The sequence below is a fragment of the Chitinophaga sp. W2I13 genome (assembly GCF_050434005.1).
Classification (GTDB): domain Bacteria; phylum Bacteroidota; class Bacteroidia; order Chitinophagales; family Chitinophagaceae; genus Chitinophaga.
In genome coordinates this window covers 5,641,982-5,660,768 of the sequence record NZ_JBNPWD010000001.1, presented here as the reverse complement: position 1 = coordinate 5,660,768, position 18,787 = coordinate 5,641,982, and the positions used below count along the sequence as shown (strand labels likewise).

Sequence of the window (18,787 nt, the reverse complement as noted above, 5' to 3'; positions counted from 1 at the left end):
CGGAGGATAAGTAATGGAGGATAACCTGGCAATAATATTAAATGACTCAAATAAAACTATCAGCAAGTTGCAATTGCTGTCCACTTTTTTTGAAGAAGAGATAATATACAAGATTTATCTCCGAAGCCAGGTTGTCCATAAATTATTTGAAACAAATCCGGAACTCGATGTCAATAAGCTGGAACTGTTTCACCTGCAATACACCGCCACGGTGATTGACCTGTTGCGAAAAATAAAAGCCAGCAATGAAAGAAACGTGAGTATTTTATACGACGAAATACAGATCAACAAAGACCTGATCGCCAATATCAACGACTCCGTTTTTTCAGAGAAAAATTACCAGCAGGATAAACAGAAACAATCCCTGAAGATCAATTTATCTTTGCGGAAGCTGTACCAGGTGCTGTCTGACAACTCCGAAGACTACCCCTTCTCCAAAAACATCAATGCTTTCAGCGCACGATTCTCCCAGGATTTTTATTTCGATATTTCCACCGAAGCGCTCAATGAACTGATTAAATTCACCCCCGCAGAAGTGTACCGCAACAACTCCGCCATCATACAGCGCAAGCTGATGGGATTGTTGTGCAAAATGGATTTTAAAACCGAGTTCTTTTGCGGACTCAGTGCCGGTAACCTGATCCTGGAAGTGTACCGCTTCCTTAACATGGACCGTTACTTTCTCTTCTTCCCCGCAAAAAATTTATTCCTGTTCTGTGATCTTTCAAAAATCACAGACGTTGACTGGTCCAACACCCTCTCCAAAAAAACAAGGATTATACAGGAGTTAACGGATAAGAATGATAACCTGATGAGCCGCGCCAACGTGCTGAAAACGGTGATCCCGGATAACGTGCATGCCCTCCTGAAGGAATACTATGAGAAAATTTCCGACGTCGATTTCCTGCAACAGATTGGTCGCTTTGATGTGCAGACCAACATCCTCAAAACGATGCTGAACACCAATGTGATTTAGGCATAAAAAAGACGCCAGTCCGCAAACTGGCGCCATAGAAACCTTTATTAAGCTGAGCCGGTTTGTTACCGGCATCATTTTTTCTCCAACTCTGCAGCAGGGGTTCTTTTAGGAACATTTAACAGCGCCGATGTAATGATCGGAACGATAAACACGCCCACGGTGATGATCGACGTAATGATGTCTGCTTTTGAACTTTCCAGGAAATGGGTAACAGGTGATTCCGGAAAGAAATGCTCGTAGATAGACAACGTCAGTTTAATACCGAGGATGGCAATAACGATGTACGCCGCTGCTTCCAGGAAGGTAAACTTCGTCATCAGTTTCACGAAAGCCTGTGCCACAAAACGCATGGCAAGGATACCGATAAATACCCCCAGGCAAACCAGCAGTATATTATCAGTAAAAGCTACTGCAGCAAAAATATTATCTATAGAGAAAGCCATATCCATTAACTCCACCAGTGCCACCGTAGCCCAGAAAGGCCCGATAGCCCCCACTGTGGCCTTGTATAGCCAGTTCTGGCCTTTGTCGATGCTCTCTTCTTCCTTCTCTCCTTCTGTTTTCTTATTTTTCCACCAGCTGAATACCAGGTACAGGAGATATAAACCGCCCAATGGTTTCAGCCACCAGATCTTGATCAGGAAAGACGCGAACAACATAGCCAGACCACGGAACAGGTAAGCGCCGAAAATCCCGTATTTAAGGGCGCGGTCGCGTTGTTTTTCGGGCAGGTCCATTACCATGGTAGCCAGTACGGCCGCGTTATCTACCGACAATAAACTTTCAATAATAACGAGATTCCCGACAATGATTGCCGAAGGTATTGGGTTGTCAATAATTTGTTGGATTAATTCATTCATTTCACTTTATTTTTTATATAGGTTTCTACTTATTGGCAATCGTTATAATGACTACTCTTCCACCCTCTTCCCTCGACAGCAATAGTCTTTTTCCATCCGTTAGTTCCACCATCTCACCGATGGCAATTTCTTTATCTTCTGTAAGATCTTTTAAAGAAGTGAGCTGCTGGTTGACCAGCACCCATTTGCCCTGGTGAAAAACAAAATACCCGACCGGCACTTTTTGCGCGGCGGTGATCCGTTCGTTGCGGATAGTATTCCTGTTTACATGCCATTGGAACAGGTATTGATTATTATACACCATCAGCCGGTGGTTTTCCGGTTTCCATACCGTTGGCTTAAACTCGTAATACAGGTCCAGTACGGGCAGGGTGCCTTTATGCGGCGTACCGCAGAAAGGGCATTTAGGAGAATGGGTGTTATCAAAAACGTACCATTTCTGTTCGCAGGCGGCATTGCTGCAGGGCTGCATGAGGTCTGTTGTTTTTAGTAACGCCTGTTCCCACATTTCTGCCGGCGGCCGCTCGGTTGGCTGGTGCAAACCGGTTACAAACGCCTGGTAGAACAGTTCCTTCAGGTAAGGCCCTGTAATGGTGTATGGTAACTTATTTACATCTGCCCAGGGCAATTCCTTCGGATTAATGTGATTCAGTTTTGGCCGGTTGGAAGTATCCTGCGGATGTTCAATAAATAGCGCCTTCTCTCCCATTGCCAGCAGGTCGTCTTTTTCTGCGTCGAGATCGTGGATCTTCCCTCCTTTTAAGGGATGACGGTATAAAAGATACATGTAGATCATTACTGCCAGCGCATGCAGGTCGGTAAGACGGTTGGGCAGCTTCCTGCCCGGGTCTTTCAGGCCCAGGTGCTTGGTGGCGAGTACTTCCGGTGCGATGAAATCGGCGGTGCCAATTACATCCGGTGGAAACAGGCCCGGTACCACGAGGCCATCTATATCGATGATGGTGGCCGATTTACTTACCGGGTCTACCAGCACATTTTTATACGACAGGTCGGAATGTGCCAGTCCGGCTGCATGCAGGCGTTTCACACCTCTTGAAATATTTACACAGATCTGGAAATAGCTTAACCAGTTGCCCAGTTCTGCTTCATCCAGGCGCAGCGTAAACTGCTTGTTCCTGAATTTGGGTGAAGCAAACCATTTCCCTTCTTTCTCCTTTCCTTTAATCAGGTCGTTTGATGCGTATCCTTTCTTGAAAAAAAAGTTAGCATGGTAACACGGTACTACGAGGCCTACCTTTTTATCTGCTTCCACCATGTCTGTTGGCCAGCAATAAAGATCCCGGTAGTAGTCGCCGCCTTCCCGGTTAAAGAAGCTGTTATAGTAGTCCGTCACAATTTTCCGCAACCGCTCTTTCGAAGCGTAGTCCTGTGTGTCCCGGTAAAATGCCACCACGTATGATTTATCCGGACTGAAGTAAACGTCCTTCATGCCACCCCGCATAGGTTCTCCGTTATCAACGTATTGATAACTTTTCCCTGCATTGATGACGGAATTCACCGTTTTTGTACTCATATAGTCCGCATACTTAACTGATGATCATTAAAGTTCTGTCGTCATGATTCCCGGGGCTCCAGAAGTCCATCCAGGCAGATAGCTGGCTGGCAGTTTCCGGTGTATGGCTGGCCAGGTCTACTTTTACATTGTCATCGTTTTTACCGCCGAGGTCTTCCAGCAGTGCTTTCCAGGCTGTCAGCTTCTCCAGGTTGGCTTCTACTTCAAACTTGGGATCATAAATACCGTCGGTCATCAGCATCAGGTACGAGAAATCAGGCACCAGCCTGAACCCGAAGCGGGTTGCAAATGTATCACTTTTAAAGATTTCCTGCATGGTAATAAACCGGGTTCCCCCGCTAAATTCTCCCACATCCAGCCGGTTCAGCAACTGGATGTCTGTAAAATCCTTATTAATCAAAGCAATGGGGCAATCGCCTACGCCAAAGCTCATGATCACATAGCCGGATTCGTACTTTTTTAAAAGTACAAATATAAGTGTGGAATGAAGATCTTTTACTGGCGCTGCGCAGGCGACAGCAAATTCTTCCAGCTTTTTATGTACGGTGAACGCTGCTTTGCCGAGGTTATCGTATACAAAGCGGGTGAGTTCTTTTTGTGTTTTGTCGCTTCCGGCGGTAGCGTGTGCGGCAATCAGCGCATCAAATGCGCTCCTTAGTACCGGCGTAAAGTGCTGCTCAAAGTATTCCACGATGCCGGTGCAGGCCATCCTGGACCCTGCGCGGGACAGCCTTGCGCTGCCGGCGCCGTCAGAAACGGCCATAACGCTCCAGCCGGTGTCGCCGAAATGTTTAAAGGCAAAATCATCTTCCCGGAAGCCACCGGTATTGGCGTGCGAGCGGCCTCTTTTGGAGGCTACCAGCAGGTGCCTGTCGCCCAGCGGGGCATATTCCGCCACGTTGTCTTCTTTCCAGTAGGGATCATTTTTATCGCTGTCAATATTTTTCCAGAGCGATCTGGGATTGGGGTTGATGACCAGCGGCACCTTTTTTTCGTTTGGCGCGGTGGTTTCATCTTCGCCGTTGATGCGGTATTTCAACGTTAGTTTAAAATCGCCGCTTTTAACGGGTGTGCCCCGGATCACTTTTGTTTCCGGATCGTATTGCAGACCGGTTTCTTCCAGCCCCTCGATATGAAAATAGGTAAAGTCGTTCCATTTCAGCAGTCCGAAATCCAGTGTCACCTCGTAAGGCTTTCCTGCAGTGGCATTCGGGATGTTGACGGATTGTTGCTGAATGTCGGCCAACCGGTTTTTAAACTGCCAGGTATCCATTAGTAGCTTTTTATTTTCCAGGATCTGCCTTACCGCCAGCCTGTTTTGCTCTTCATTCACAAAAGCGTCGAACAGGTGCTGCCGGTTAGTGCCGACCGTAATATTATTTGCTTTAAATAATTCCCGGATAAAGGATTTGTCCATGTTTCTCTTTTGTCGGTTAGCCTTGTGCCCGGTTTACATCGAAACCACCGTCGCTGGCGCCGTATGCCGCGGTGTTTCCGCAGGTGGGGCAGGTACTGAGCTTTTCTTCGCCGATGCAATGAATCTGGCCACAGGAGCACAGGGCGAATCCCCATTGGTTGCCGCAGCAGGGGCAGGTGGGATTGCCTATCAGTTCTTCACTGTTGATAACAGCCGGTTTTGTGTGGCTATCGGACAGTTCGTGATAGGTTTTATCTACCTGGAACGCCCCTACCAGCCGGTAATACAGCCGGTTCAGGTTTAGTCCGTATATTTCTGCGTCCTGTTCTGCGCGGCGGTATTTCATGAGGTAATCCCGTTGCAGGTGCTGGCATTTCCCTACCATTACCACGTAGTTGCTATCGGTGTAACTGCGGGGTGGTGATGGTTTTGAGAGATCTATTTTCGACAAGGTATCGGTATCGTGTATTTTCGACAGTTCAAATCCTGAAGCGTTTTTCTCTACACTTTCACTGCTGGTTTTGATAGAGTCGGTAATCCACTTGAAGAACTGCTTATAGGCTGCGGGAGAGCTGTTTTTAAAATGCACTACGTTTTCCGTCAGCTCTTTCAGCAGGTTGGTATCTGCTTCATTGCCGAAGGAAACGGCCACCATATTGGCAGTGCGTTGCCAGTTCTGTTTCCATTCCGCGATGGCTGCACTGGTATCGTCTGTAGGCACGCCGTCCGTGAAAAGAAAGATGATCGGTTTCCAGTCGCCTTTTATTTCATAGGTAGTTTTCACCTGGTTTTTTCTCAGTTCATACATGAGGTGTCCCAGTCCCCGGCTTAAAGAGGTGCCTCCGCCAATAGGAAAACGCGGCGGATAAAAGTTGATGATTTCCTGCAGCGGTACCAGTGTTTTCGCCTGGCCGGCAAAAACAATAATAGAGATCCAGGCTGTTTCAATGGCGTAGGGATCTGTTTTGAGTGCCTGGATGATTTGTCCCAGCCCTTCTTCCACCTGTTGAATGGGTTCTCCCACCATTGATTCGGAGACGTCTATCAGGAAATAAACCGGTAGTCTTCTCATTATCCAAAATTTACAGAAGTGATATATACGGTTCCCGGACCGGTAATTTTCAGCATACTTAATCCTTCTCCTCCAAGGAGATTATTTCCGGAGAAATGGGATGACATCCGGTTTACCATATCTGCATTCATGCAGATAAAGCTTTTTTCATCCACAAAAACGGTTTGCCCGGGTGTGAGGTCCAGTGTAATGGGTGTGCCTATCACATCTAAAAATACCGTACAAAATCCTGTTATTTTCTGCATGATCAGGCCTGTACCACCGATGAGGGAGGTCAGGTTCATTTTCACATCAATATCAATTTTGTCGGAGGAGGCCACAAAAGCGCCTGCTTTACAAACAATGCCGGAAGTAAGCTGCTTGAGGTTAACGGGCAGCAGCCCCACTTTGCCGGCTACCACCAACTTGCGCGGATTTAAATGGGTATTGCACAGTTCTACCTGGAAAATACTTTCGCCGGTGAGTTTTCTTTTTATCAGTCCGGCTACGCCTTTATCGAATACATTAACCTTTGAAGTAATTCCTTCTTCATGATAGATCAGTGCGCCTTTCTCACAGAAGAATTTCTCCTGTTGGGATAATTCTACTTCCAGGCATTTAAAATCGTGTCCGATCAATTTTACGTTCATTCTTTTTATTATCAGATGACTAAATTCACTTCGTTGGGAGGCGGCGGCAGTGTTACCTGCTCGGTGGTGCCCATACTTTTATTTCCCTGTTCTATGGTGTCGGATACCCACTTAAAAAATTGCTTCAATGTGGCGCTGTCGGCCGTATCGAGATGCACCACGGTGTCTGTCAGTTCCTTGAGCATGCCGTTGTCTGCTGCTTTTCCTGCCGCGCAACCTACAATGGTGGCGAAGTTCAGGTCTTTTATCAGCGGGATCATTTTGCGGTACAGCTGCAGATCCGAAGGTTTACCATCGGTAAAAAGGAACAGCAACGGGCGCCAGTCGCCTTTTTGCGTGGGAGTACCTTTGCGTACTTCGCTGTTCACTTTTGCGTGGAGAAATTCCAGTGCATAGCCGGTGTGTGTGGGCCCGCTCTGCGGACAGCTAATTTCCGGCAGCTGGAAATTGGCCAGTTCCACCAGCGGGGTCAGTTCTTTTACTTCCCGGTCGAAAGTGATGATGCTGAGCCACAACGAATCCATTGCCTGGGGGTCCATCCGCAAAGTGTTTACCATGCCGCTCAGGGCGTTGTTGAGTGCCTGAATGGGCTCACCGTACATAGATCCCGAGGTATCCAATAAAAAAAATACCGGTAATCGTCGCATATCAATATTTTAATTTCTTACACCACGATATTCAGTTCTGCCGGTGGTGGCGGCAGCTCGTTTAAGCCTATTAATTCTTTGCCGGCATCTTCCACTTTTGTGGAAGTAACGCCAATGGAAGCGGTTACCCATGCAAAGAAGCGGGCGATGCTCTGACTATCGGCGGTATCGAGACTGAGTACATTATCGGTGATTTGTTTCAGTATGGCGGTATCTGCACCGGAGCCGGCAGCACAGGCGATCGTATACGCCACTTTGCGTTGTTTAAATGCGGTCAATCCACTTTGCCAGTTATCGGTGGGAATACCGTCCGTCATGATAAACACGAGTGGTTTCCAATCGCCTTTCTTCTCCGTAGTTGTTTTGGCCACTTCGTGATCGATACAGTTGCTTACCAGCTGCAGCGCTTCTCCCAATGCGGTGGTACCGGTCGCTTTTATATCCACCATCTGGAAAGACGCGAGGTCGGTAAGGGGTACTGCCTGCCGTGCGGAGCTATCGAAAGTGATGATGCTGATAAATGCGGTTTCAATGGCCTGTGGATTCTGACGTAGTGAGTTAATCATTATCTGTACGCCATTTTTCACCGCCTCAATAGGTTCTCCATTCATAGAACCGGAAGTATCTAATAAAAGATACACGGGTAATCTTCTCATACTGCATTAATTTAATACCAGTGTTGGCATGTTGAAAATGGGTAACATTTCATCCTGCGTTTTCCGCCGGATGAGGTTATGCTGAATATAGGTCTTTTGTGATCAGGAATAGGTTAACTTTTTCAATTCATCCACAAAGCTATCGGATTGATGCGGAATACCAATGGCCCTGAACTTCCAGGCGCCATCTTTACGATAAATTTCCGCAAATGTCATGGAGCACATCCCATTGTAGGTGCTGTCGCCCGACAGGCTAAATTTAGCGATCTCTTTTCCGCGGCTGTCTACCGCCCGGATGAACGCATTATCGATCATACCAAAATGCTGGTTGGTGGCGCGGCCATTGTAAATGGTGACCATAAACAGGATCTTTTCATATTTATTCTCCAGCTGGTCCAGCTTGATGATAATTTGTTCATCATCTCCATCACCAGCGCCGGTCCGGTTGTCGCCGGTTAACCAGATATTGCCGGAAGGGTGGCGCATGGAATTGAAGAAGATCACATCTCCCTCAAACAATCCTACTGATCTGCCATCCTTTGTTTGTACGGTTCTGCCAAGGTTCGCCACTTTACCGCTGCTGTCGAGCAGCATGGCTACGGCATCGAGGTCGTATTCTGCTTCTTTTTTTTCTCCGCCGAATAATTTTCCAAAGAAGCCTTCGTTGCTTTTCGTTTGCCGTACATCCCAGCCCAAACCAATCGTGACCGTGGATAAATCGAATTCTTCTCCTTTGTCGTTTTTACGGAGGTCGATCGTTTGACCTTTTACTAAATTGATAGCCATAGGTAGTGGTTTATCAGGGGTTATTTAATAATCTGACCTTTGAAATATTTGGATAAGAAGTAAGCCAGATCTTCCCTGTAGCCAATCCCGGATGCTTCAAATTTCCATTTGCCATCTTTCAGGTAAAGACGGCCAAACTCCACGCCGGTTTCAATGGAGAAATCTTCTCCCAGTTCATACTTTGCAATTTCATTGCCGGTGCCTTCATCAACGATACGGATATACGAATCTCTTACCTGTCCGAAGTTTTGTCTTCTGCTGATGGCTTCATGGATAGTTACCACGAATAAGATTTCCCTTATGCGGGGATCTATTTTGGTGAGGTCTACCTGGATGGTTTCATCATCGCCATCAGCGCTGTTGCCGCCGGTAGGGTCATCACCGGTGTGATGCAGTGCGCCGTCCGGAGAATCTGTATTTCCGTAGAAAATAAAATATTCTTCCTGGAGAATATGCCTGCTCTCATCGATCATAAATGCAGAAGCATCCAGGTCGAAAGCGGAGCCTGTTCCTTCATTAGGATGCCAGCCTAAACCAATACTGATTTTTGAGAGGCCGATATCGATCCTTTGTCCCTTTTGTAAGTTAATCGCCATTATTCAGAATTTAAACCAGGGGTAATATAGCATATTTATTTCAGAGGATATATGGCGATATTACAGTCAATGCTTAGTAAACTTTTCATGTATCAAAGATGAAGCTAATATCGCTTCATGATCTCCACCAGCATATCCGCAACAACGGCAAATCCTTTATCAGAGGGATGCAGGCCATCGTACGTCATATCGATCGCTGACACCGGATAAGGGTATTCATCCGTGTCCGGATGGAAAGGAATATCTTTATAATCCGGCCAGCGATAGTCTTTATATTCACCGGTGGCGGGGTCTTTCAGGCGTTTATACTTCACCATATTTTCCAGGGTGATGCCGCTGTTATGATACAGGTCTAATTTGTCGAAGTGTTCATAGCCGGCAATAGAATCAATGGCGGCCACCACCTGTGAAAGCTGTTGCCCTTTTCTTTCTTTATAAGAGCCCCAGGCATTGTTGTGCATATCGGCGATGTATACAAAATCGCCGCGTTGCAGCGGGGTGATCAGGATGATATGCGCCTTTTTATTCAGTGATTTCAACTTGTCAATGATCGTCCGGAATGCGCCATACACGGTGCTGTTCCCCGTTTTATGGAGATAGTCGGAGAAATTACCAACAGGGCGCCCGCCCCACCAGTCGTTGGTACCAAGAAACACAGAATACACATCCGCTTTTACAAGATCCAGTTTTTCTATGGCATCAGCGATACCGCCGGAAGTCCAGCCGTTATAACCTTTATTGATATACTGTATGTGCGGGAGCTTTTCGGTTACGCGTGTCAGGTATCCTTTGGTGATCCTGTTGCCGGTTTCACCGGGGTGATCATTCAGGTAGGTAATAGAATCCCCGATGGCCACCCAGGTGATTTTGCGGGGTGTAAAGGCAGTAGCGGCCACTATTGCGGCTATGAGCAGTCCCAACAACCATTTCTTCATGATAATATATTTTGCCCATTGAAAGTAGTAAATAGCATAGATAATAACAACGCTGGACTATCTCCTGATTATAAACTGGACTACCAGGAGGAGCTTTACCTGTATTATTTTTGCCTGTCAAAAATACCAGGCAATGAATATTAAACAGGATATCATCCAGCTTTTTCTGCGGGTGGCGTTAGGCGCCAGTTATCTGTGTGCGGGGCTCGACAGGTTCGGCGTGTGGGGACCTCCGGGTGGAGCGAATATCGGGTGGGGCGACTGGCAACATTTTATGCAGTATGCACATAAACTGATGTTCTTTTTCCCCTATGCAGTGGCGGAAGTCTTTGCTGCATTGGCGTCGGGTGCAGAAATACTTTTTGCCGTAATGCTTATCGCGGGCTTTTGGACCCGGTGGGCAGCTATTGGCAGCGGTGTTTTGCTACTTGGTTTTGCACTGGCCATGACCGTGGCGCTGGGTATAGCCGCGCCGCTGAACTATTCTGTATTCACCGCCAGTGCCGGCAGCTTTTTATTGTCTGCTTTACCTGCCTACCGCTGGAGTGCCGACCAGTTGCGGAAAAAAAACTAGTCCCGCTTCCCTTTAAAGTACGCGAATATTGCCATCGCATGACCGTGGCCCAGTTCATATTCTTCTTTCAGCCAGTTTACAATGTCGCCGGCTTTTACCTTGGGGGCCAGCTCGCCGTTTTGTAAGAACTTTTTCTTCTCTGCCAGCTTTTTAAAGTCTTCACCTGTTTTGCCGGTTTTCGCTTTGATATTGTCTAAATAAGCCTGGAATGACATAATACCTGTTTTTATTTTGAATGATCTTGTAAGATGTATCTCTTAAAACAAAATTATTCATTCCGGGGAACACTCCGGGGGGGTGGTTCCGACAAACTAAGGGGCGGTTTGCGGCTTCTTTCAGGCGGCTTTTTTTACAGACCCCATGATCCACCTGGCCAGCCAGTTCATTTTCTTTACGCGGCAATTGTGAAAGGCAGACATCTGCCATTGGCCTTCCGGGCTTTTTACCCAAACCGTGGTGTTCACCGACTGACGGCTTTCAGGCACTTTTTTCTGCCAGCGGAAACGGATAGCGCCGGTGGCTACCACTATGGCTACATTCTCATTCAGGAAACGTACCTGTTCAATCTGTCCGTGCAGCCGTGCGCCTTTGAACATAAAGTTATTCATCAGCTGCTCGTGCAGTGTGATGTACTCCTCCCGCCCTTTTAAGTGCATGCCGTTAAACGTAATGTAATCGCAATCTTCCGTAAGATATACTGCAGCGCCGCGGAAATCCAGTGTCCGGAATGAATGATAGATGGCGTTGTTCGCCTGCCTGATCGCATTAATTTCATGTACCTGGTTCATACGATAGTTGTTTTAGGAATGAATACGAAAATAGGGAGCCGCGCTGCAGCGGCATAGTACAAATGGGTTAATGACACGATCATGCCGGTAAAAACGACATTTTTACCGGTAAAGCATAGTGGCGAAATAAAAAAGGGCCGTCTGTAAAAGACGACCCTTTCTCCATTATTCAGTGTCTATTTCTTTTGATCCCACCAAACCTTCGACAGGTAAGAATCTCCGTTGGTTAAGCCAGATACGGCAGTCTTATAATTATCCGTATTCAGCAGGGCTTCCAGTGATGAGTATACTGCCCTGCGGGGAATGGTACCGTTGGTTGATCCCTGGTTAGGGCCTGGCGTTAAAACGGGGTAGCCGGTGCGGCGCCATTCCGCATAGGCTTCATAGTCTCGGCCAAACAGCAGGATCCATTTCTGGGTCATGATCTTCTCCAGCTGTTTTTCTGATGTAAGTCCGGCGAGTGAAAACTCCGCATCAATGTACGCCTGCGGAATGGTAGTAATGTTATACGGCTGCATGGCCATTGCTGCTTTGATACCATCCTGGTAAAATTTCTCCGCTTCTGCGGGCGTAGCACCCCATCCCATCAACGCCGCTTCTGCTTTAAAGAAACATACATCTGCATAGGTGAATACATAAGCAGGGATAGGCGTAGCCAATGTTTTATTAAAGTAGGTGGTCATAGAAGCGGTGGAATAATCATCTTTAATGATACCGGACAACAACGCATCCGTTAATGCCACACCAATACCTTTGTACGCAGGCGTTCCGCTGTTTTTTGAATTTACGGTAGGCGCGGCAATAAAGGTAAGGCGGGGATCATGCTTATCATTCAGTGTGGCCACAAAAGCCGATGCCAGGTAACGCAGATCGGGGCTGCCGCTGATAAACTGCGCCAGGATAGGATTTGCGTTGGTAGTTTGTGCATCGTTGAAAGTAGGAACTGCGGCATTGTCTTTATTATCTGAAAAAAGTGGTTGACTCATCGCCTCCCGCACCGTTTTTTCCGCCAGCTGTGGCGCGGCATACTTAATGCGCATACCTAAACGCAGCTTCAGTGAGTTACCGAATTTCTTCCAGTTGTCGGTAGCGCCTTTGTAGTAGAAGTCCGCGTTGCCGTACGATACATCGCTGGCGTTGATATTGGCGATAGCGGCATCCAGGTCGGCAATGAGGTGTTCATAGATCGACTGCTGGCTGTCGTACACCGGTTTGTTATTTACGTCGGTAGCATCTTCTGTAGTTTGTGAAAACGGTACGGCGCCAAAGAGGTCCGTTAACCGTTGCCATATAAATATTTCGAGGATGCGGGCAATGGCGAGCTTTGTTCTCCCGGTTGGATCATTTTCTTTTCCTTTCAATGCCTGGTTGCGGATCTGGCCCAGGTTTCTCAACAAGGTATAATGTGCGGCCCACATATTATTATCCGGCTGCTGGATATAACGGGAAGTAGGCGCCACCAGGCCACCGGCCCAGTATTGCACCCAGGAACCTACCTGTATATTGGCGGTTTCTGTGCCTTCAGAAAAAGCCGCATCTTTCTGTACTTTTGATAACAACAGGGCGGGATCAATGTTTGTTACCGTTGTTGGCGGCGTGTTCAGATCGCTGAAGTCTTTGGTACAGCCACCCAGTAACAATCCCGTCGTTAACACCAGCACTTTTCTATATATCGATGATTTGTTTTTCATATGCTTCGTTTTTACAGATTAAAGATCCAGGCTTACGTTCACACCAAAACTCCGCATCATCGGCAGCGCCGTTGATTCCAGGCCGAGAGAGGAGTTGTTTACGTTGAAGGAAGAGGCTTCGGGAGAGAAGCCATCTGTTTTCCGCTGGAAGTAAAAAAGGTTCCTGCCATAGATGCCTACATTCATTCTGCGGATCATTTTACCGGAGAATAATTTCGATGGCAGCGCGTAACTCAAACTGATTTCACGCATGGCTACATAGCTGGCATCATTCATCATTTCTTCCGATACCACATTTTCTTTATCGCTGGCCACTACGTTCCAGTAGTCCTGCGCCAATACTTTCATCGTATTTTCTTTACCGGTGCTAACCCAGTTGCCACTACTGTTTTTTTCTGCAATCATACCGGAGGCTATATAGCTGCCATCCCTGCCTGCCAGTGTTTTCCTGGTGGTACCATAAATCAGCTCTTCGCGGTTACTTTGGGAATACACCAGGCCGCCCTGGCGGATATCCACTAATGCAGCTAAAGCAAAGCCTTTGTAACGGAAGGTATTGGCAAAACCGCCGGTCCAGTCGGGCATGGCATTTCCCAGCTCTGTGAGCTGGCGCCCCTGTGTGCGCAATGGCAAGCCCGTAGCAGGATCTATCAGCCGGTTGCCGGCATCATCTTTCAGCCAGGCGAAGCCTGTTCCGATCATGGTACCGAAAGGCTTACCTGGTGCAGCTATTACGTTGATCCCTCTATCGCTTCCCAATACAAATGTTTCCACTCCCTCGGTGAGCGATACCACTTCATTTTTGTTGCGGGAAAAAGTAAAGGTGCTTTCCCAGGTAAATCCATTGGCCAGCTTCACGGGTGTTCCGTTTAACGATAGTTCGATTCCCTTGTTGCGGATTTCGCCGGCATTAATCCTGCGCGCCTCAAATTTGCTGGACGGCGGTAAGGGCACATCCAGGATCTGGTTTTTCGTAGCGGCATTATAGTAAGTAAAGCTGATGCCCAGGCGGTTGTTCAGGAGACGTACGTCTGTACCAAATTCCACCGAGGTAGTCAGTTCGTTTTTCAGGTTAGGATCGGGAATAATAGAAGTAAAAGATGCCAGCGGTTGGCCCCCATGTGTGAACTGATCCAGGCTGTAGGCGCCGGTGAGCTGGTAAGGATTACCGGAGCTGCCAGCCTGCGCCAGTGATCCGCGCAGCTTCCAGAAACTAACGATGTTGCTGTTCATCTTCAGCAGATCGGTCATGATTAAACTGGTGCTTACTGAAGGATAAAAGAAAGAATTGTTATTGGCAGATAAGGTAGATGACCAGTCGTTCCGTGCAGAGAAATCCACGAACCAGTAGTTCCGGAAGGCCAGCTGCCCGAAGCCGTATACGGAGTTGATCTCAGATTCCTGTAAGTCGAAAAGATAGGAGTTGGTAAGCGTGTTATTGATCACGTGCAGGTCCGGCACAATAAACTCTTTCCCGGTATTGCCGGTCATGCGCATAAACTTTTTCTGGTGACTGGCGCCTGCATTCAGCCCCAGGGTGAAGTCCTTGCTCAGCTCCAGGTTACCGGCCAGCAATACATCATAGTTATCTTCCCGGACCCTTATTATCCGGTCTTCAATATCACCATTCCTGTTCTGGCTCTGGTACGTGCCTTTGGCTCTCCAGCGCAGGCGTTCTTCTGTATAAAAATCGGTGCCGCCGCGGGCAGTTAATTTCAACCATTTATTAAAATCGTACGACAGCCGCAGCATGCCGAGGAGCCGGTCGCGGTGATCGGTGTTTTGCGTTTTATGGATGGTCCAGTAAGGATTGGCAGTAGAACTGTTGGTAGCGTATGTTTTCTCCAGTCCGGGTGTTACACCACTGTAGCCGAACTGCCGGGCCACATCCTGGGCGGTCCAGGTGTAATCGGCGAGGATGCTCAGCGGCATGCTCCGCGGCTGACTGATAAACAGGTAAGCCGGGTTATCGGATGCATCGGAGAGTGTGGGCCTGTTTTTACCTTTCTGGGAGATGTAGTTGAGCTTCGCATCCAGCTGTAATTTGGGCGTAATAGACGCCTGTGTGCGAAGGGTAAAAGTGTTCCTGTCAAGCGTATTAGTGGGCACATACCCGTTTACATGCGTGTTGGAATAAGAGAAGCGGTAGTTCACTTTATCATTTCCACCATCTGCGGCAATATTATTTACGAACTGTTTTTCCTGGTCGAAAAAGTCTTTATAGGTATTGGGTTGCGGCGTCAGCTTCAAAATATTTCCCCACTGGTCTTCATACTCCTGCCCTTCCATTTTTGGGCCCCAGCTGCTGCGGGCAATCCTGTCGCGGCCGGCGCTCATTTTAGGCATGCCTTGCAGCCCTTGTGCTTTGGCTTGCGCCATCGTATACACTTTACCGTCGGTGGCGCGGAAGTGCGTGAAATCACCGTTTAATCCCTGGCCATATTCATCCTGGAAATCGGGAGTTACCAATGCGTTGCCGATGGCATAATCGCTGCTGAATTTCAGCCCGATGCCTTTGCGGGAGCTGCCCGATTTGGTGGTGATGAGCACTACACCGTTACTGCCGCGCTGGCCGTACAATGCTGCAGCATTAGGGCCTTTCAGGATGGATATGCTTTCAATATCTTCCTGGTTTATATTGGAGATGCCATCGCCATAGTCCACACCGCCGGTGCTGCCGGCAGCACCGATGTTCTGGTTATCGAGGGGCACTCCGTCAACTACGTATAGCGGCTGACTGTTACCCTGTAGGGAGTTATTTCCACGGATCAGGATCTTGGAAGATCCGCCAGCGCCGGAGGCAGGCTGGCTCACCTGTACACCAGCCACTTTACCGGATAGCGCATTGGCTACATTCACTTCCTTTCCTTCCGACAGGTCGGCGCCTTTCAGCTCTGCTACGGTGTATCCAAGCGACTTGCTTTCGCGCTTAATACCAAGTGCCGTTACCACTACCTCAGACAAACCCTTTGAGCTTTCCGTTAACTTTACATCGAGCGTGGTGCTGCCGGCAGTTTCCACCCGCTGTTTATTAAACCCGATAAAGGAGAACAACAATGCGCTGGCGCCGGAGGGCAGCTGGATGGTGTATTTTCCCGTAGCATCTGTTACGGCGCCTCTTGCAGATCCTTCTACTGTAACGGTTACACCGGGCAGTGGCACACCTTTTTCATCGGTCACCCTGCCGGTGATCAAGGTATCGGCCGCCAGTTCCGTGGCGGCTTTTTTCACCGGCACCTCCTTCAGGGTAATGGTGCGGTCGATGATTTTATATTCCAGCGGCTGGCCTGCCAGGCATTGATTCAACACCGCCGTTATTTCCGCATCCTTTACGTTCAAAGAAACGGGAGTGGTGTTTTTCAGGATATCATTGTTGTATAAAAAGTAGTAGCCGGTTTGTTGTTTGATAGCGTCAAACACCTGCTGCAGCGGTACTTTCTTTACCGACAACGTAACTTTCTGCGCATAAGCAGTGGCTGCTGCACTTAATGCAAAAAGAAAAAGCAGCAGGGTGGTCAGCTTCAGGGCCACCTTCATTTTTACAGGCAATGGGAGTAGTATACCCCGCCCGGAAGCGGAAATAAATCTGTTCATCATCGGTTTAATTTTTAATTAATAGCGATTGATTCGTTTAAATTCTGGTCTTTGTTTATTACAGGTACTTTTTTAATTTTCGTGTATCCGTTCCAGTTATACTTATTTATTTTGACAGTGTTACAGCGACGTCTTTTCCATTTACCCTGAAGTTGGCGCCGCTCACGAAGTTGAGCATTTCCAGCACCTGCGACAACTTCGCCTGGCGGCTGATATTGCCGCTGATGCGTTTTGCGGGCAGCGGGCCTTCGTAATGAATGTCCAGGTCATACCAGCGGGCCACCTGTTCCATAATTTCCCGGAAATCGTCATCTTTAAAAAAGAAGATGCCTTCTTTCCAGGCAATAGCTTTTTCGGTATCTGCTGTGGCGATACGTACCTGGTCGCCCTGCACATTAGCCTGCTGACCAGGCGCCAGCTGCCAGGAACGTTTATCCTTTACCTGGATTTTTACAGCGCCGGTGATCAGCGTAGTTTTCACCACTTTGCTGTAAGCGCCTACGTTAAAGTGGGTGCCCAGCACCAGTACTTCCATCTGCTGCACCATTACCCGGAAAGGTTTGTCAGGACTGGCAGCTACTTCGAAATATCCTTCCCCGGTGAGTTCTACCCGGCGTTCGCCATTAGTAAAGTGTACGGGAAAACGCAGGGAGGAGGCGGCATTGAGCCATACGCGTGTGCCGTCTTCCAGTGTGAGCTGGTATTGCCCTGCCTTTGCGGTAGATAAAGTATTGAATAGCGCAGTCGCCTGCGGTTCATTTGATTTATTGTATACAAGTCCGCCTGGTCGCTGCGCAATAGTGGTTCCATCCGCCTCTTTGATGGGCCCTTCCGGCTGATTGCCCAGGTGTACGGTTTTCCCGTTGCCCAGTTGCAGGGTGGCACTGTTGCTGCCAGGGAGCACATCATTTTTTATTTGTGGAGAAGTGCCGGCCATCATTTTTCCGGGCCTGGTATCCGGTGTGCGCCAATTGTAGGCGAGGATCACGCCTCCTAATATGGCGGCAGCGGCGGCCGTCCATGCGGCGATTCGGAGCCACGCTACCCTCCTACCCGGAGTTGCCGGAGTGGAGCGGGCCAGCACGGCCTGCCAGTCGGCATCCACATCAATGGTATCATGAAAGGCGATCGCATCGCGCAGGGTTTCCTGGTCTTTCAGGGATTCCAGCAGCTGCTGATGCCGCACATCCTTTTCCAGCCAGGCTTCCAGCTCCTGCTGTTCGGCCGCCGTAGCCTGTTCCCGGAGATATTTTAAAATTAAGCCGGCGTATTTATACAGATCCTGGTTTTGCTCCATAAAGGTTGCTTACCAGGTAAAGAAACGCGGGACGGAAAAAAGGGTGAAAGAAATAAGAATATTTTTTTGAAAGCAGGATTTACAGGAATAATACGGCGTAAATTTCGGGGTTAAGCCGTTGTCTTAACAGATGCAGTCCTCTTTTCTTCTGGGTTTTAACCGTATTAATGCTGATGTTCAGCTGGTCGGCGATTTCCTGGTTTTTAAGCCCGGAGATATAGCCCATCCTGATAATCACCTGGCAGGCTTCGGGCAACGTTTCCAGTGCGCGGTTAATTTCGCCGATCACTTCGGACCGGATCATCGTTAAAATTACAGAAGGATCATTTTCTGACGCGCCTTCCTGTGCGGCTGCAAATTTCTCCACCACTTTCTCATGCCGGATGGCATTTAAACAGGCGTTACGGACGGTTGTATACAGGAAATTTTTGATGGCCACCGGATGCGCGGTTACCTGCCCCTGTTGCCCCAGGTAGCTTACAAAGGCTTCCTGGACAATATCCCTGGCTGCGTCTTTATCGCCGGTAAACTGAAAGGCAAAGTAGCAAAGCCTGGTGTAGTAAGTTTTGAAAAGTATGGCTGGCTCCAGTGCATCGGATGGCGTTGACATAAAATATACCTTTCGTGATCAATTCTGACAATCCGGAAACCATAGATAATGGCATCTCACTTGAAAAAATAAGACATTTATTCGGAAAATAATAGGAAAACAAAATTTCGGGCAGAAAGAAA

At 48.1% G+C, this 18,787-nt stretch carries 18 protein-coding genes; 2 read left to right on the top strand and 16 right to left on the bottom strand.

Going from position 1 to position 18,787, the window contains the following annotated elements:
• Positions 1-67: 67 nt before the first annotated feature.
• On the top strand, positions 68-976 hold the full coding sequence (locus QFZ48_RS23405; RefSeq protein ID WP_429049101.1) for a hypothetical protein: 909 nt from the start codon (positions 68-70) through the stop codon (positions 974-976).
• A gap of 74 nt (positions 977-1,050) precedes the next feature.
• On the opposite strand, the gene QFZ48_RS23400 is transcribed toward QFZ48_RS23405, so the two are convergent.
• From QFZ48_RS23400 to QFZ48_RS23355, 10 genes are all read right to left on the bottom strand, one after another.
• Positions 1,051-1,839, bottom strand: coding sequence for a TerC family protein (locus QFZ48_RS23400; RefSeq protein ID WP_429049104.1), 789 nt, complete (start codon positions 1,837-1,839; stop codon positions 1,051-1,053).
• A 25-nt stretch (positions 1,840-1,864) separates the two neighbouring features.
• On the bottom strand, positions 1,865-3,373 hold the full coding sequence (locus QFZ48_RS23395) for a helix-hairpin-helix domain-containing protein (protein ID WP_429049106.1): 1,509 nt from the start codon (positions 3,371-3,373) through the stop codon (positions 1,865-1,867).
• Between the two features lie 13 nt (positions 3,374-3,386).
• Positions 3,387-4,790, bottom strand: a complete 1,404-nt coding sequence (locus tag QFZ48_RS23390) for a PP2C family serine/threonine-protein phosphatase (protein ID WP_429063876.1) — start codon at positions 4,788-4,790, stop codon at positions 3,387-3,389.
• Positions 4,791-4,806: 16 nt separating this feature from the next.
• The gene (locus QFZ48_RS23385) at positions 4,807-5,862 is read right to left on the bottom strand and encodes a TerY-C metal binding domain-containing protein (protein WP_429049111.1); all 1,056 of its coding nucleotides are present in this window, start codon (positions 5,860-5,862) and stop codon (positions 4,807-4,809) included.
• Entirely contained in the window at positions 5,862-6,491 is a 630-nt protein-coding gene (locus QFZ48_RS23380; RefSeq protein WP_429049114.1) for an AIM24 family protein, read from the bottom strand. The genes QFZ48_RS23385 and QFZ48_RS23380 overlap by 1 nt, the downstream gene beginning before the upstream one ends.
• Before the next feature lie 11 nt (positions 6,492-6,502).
• On the bottom strand, positions 6,503-7,138 hold the full coding sequence (locus QFZ48_RS23375) for a vWA domain-containing protein (protein WP_429049117.1): 636 nt from the start codon (positions 7,136-7,138) through the stop codon (positions 6,503-6,505).
• A gap of 17 nt (positions 7,139-7,155) precedes the next feature.
• On the bottom strand, positions 7,156-7,794 hold the full coding sequence (locus tag QFZ48_RS23370) for a vWA domain-containing protein (protein ID WP_429049120.1): 639 nt from the start codon (positions 7,792-7,794) through the stop codon (positions 7,156-7,158).
• Positions 7,795-7,896: 102 nt separating this feature from the next.
• On the bottom strand, positions 7,897-8,580 hold the full coding sequence (locus tag QFZ48_RS23365; protein ID WP_370912012.1) for a TerD family protein: 684 nt from the start codon (positions 8,578-8,580) through the stop codon (positions 7,897-7,899).
• 20 nt (positions 8,581-8,600) lie between these two features.
• Positions 8,601-9,176, bottom strand: coding sequence for a TerD family protein (locus QFZ48_RS23360; protein WP_370912011.1), 576 nt, complete (start codon positions 9,174-9,176; stop codon positions 8,601-8,603).
• Between the two features lie 104 nt (positions 9,177-9,280).
• A complete protein-coding gene (locus QFZ48_RS23355) occupies positions 9,281-10,111 on the bottom strand; it encodes an SGNH/GDSL hydrolase family protein (RefSeq protein ID WP_429063875.1) in 831 nt (276 codons plus the stop codon).
• Between the two features lie 133 nt (positions 10,112-10,244).
• Here QFZ48_RS23355 and QFZ48_RS23350 point away from each other — a divergent pair, with 133 nt between their 5' ends.
• Positions 10,245-10,685 carry a DoxX family protein gene (locus QFZ48_RS23350; RefSeq protein ID WP_429049128.1) on the top strand — a complete coding sequence of 147 codons (441 nt, stop codon included), beginning with the start codon at positions 10,245-10,247 and terminating at the stop codon, positions 10,683-10,685.
• On the opposite strand, the gene QFZ48_RS23345 is transcribed toward QFZ48_RS23350, so the two are convergent.
• The 6 genes from QFZ48_RS23345 to QFZ48_RS23320 all read right to left on the bottom strand — a co-directional run bounded on the left by QFZ48_RS23345 (position 10,682) and on the right by QFZ48_RS23320 (position 18,665).
• On the bottom strand, positions 10,682-10,900 hold the full coding sequence (locus QFZ48_RS23345; RefSeq protein WP_429049131.1) for a DUF4287 domain-containing protein: 219 nt from the start codon (positions 10,898-10,900) through the stop codon (positions 10,682-10,684). The two genes, QFZ48_RS23350 and QFZ48_RS23345, sit on opposite strands and share 4 nt — an antisense overlap.
• Before the next feature lie 120 nt (positions 10,901-11,020).
• Positions 11,021-11,473 carry a YybH family protein gene (locus QFZ48_RS23340; protein ID WP_370912006.1) on the bottom strand — a complete coding sequence of 151 codons (453 nt, stop codon included), beginning with the start codon at positions 11,471-11,473 and terminating at the stop codon, positions 11,021-11,023.
• 176 nt (positions 11,474-11,649) lie between these two features.
• A complete protein-coding gene (locus QFZ48_RS23335) occupies positions 11,650-13,164 on the bottom strand; it encodes a SusD/RagB family nutrient-binding outer membrane lipoprotein (RefSeq protein WP_429049135.1) in 1,515 nt (504 codons plus the stop codon).
• 18 nt (positions 13,165-13,182) lie between these two features.
• A complete protein-coding gene (locus QFZ48_RS23330) occupies positions 13,183-16,761 on the bottom strand; it encodes a SusC/RagA family TonB-linked outer membrane protein (protein WP_429063874.1) in 3,579 nt (1,192 codons plus the stop codon).
• A gap of 103 nt (positions 16,762-16,864) precedes the next feature.
• Positions 16,865-18,055, bottom strand: a complete 1,191-nt coding sequence (locus QFZ48_RS23325) for a FecR family protein (RefSeq protein WP_429063872.1) — start codon at positions 18,053-18,055, stop codon at positions 16,865-16,867.
• Positions 18,056-18,134: 79 nt separating this feature from the next.
• A complete protein-coding gene (locus QFZ48_RS23320) occupies positions 18,135-18,665 on the bottom strand; it encodes an RNA polymerase sigma-70 factor (RefSeq protein ID WP_429063871.1) in 531 nt (176 codons plus the stop codon).
• Between the last annotated feature and the right edge of the window lie 122 nt (positions 18,666-18,787).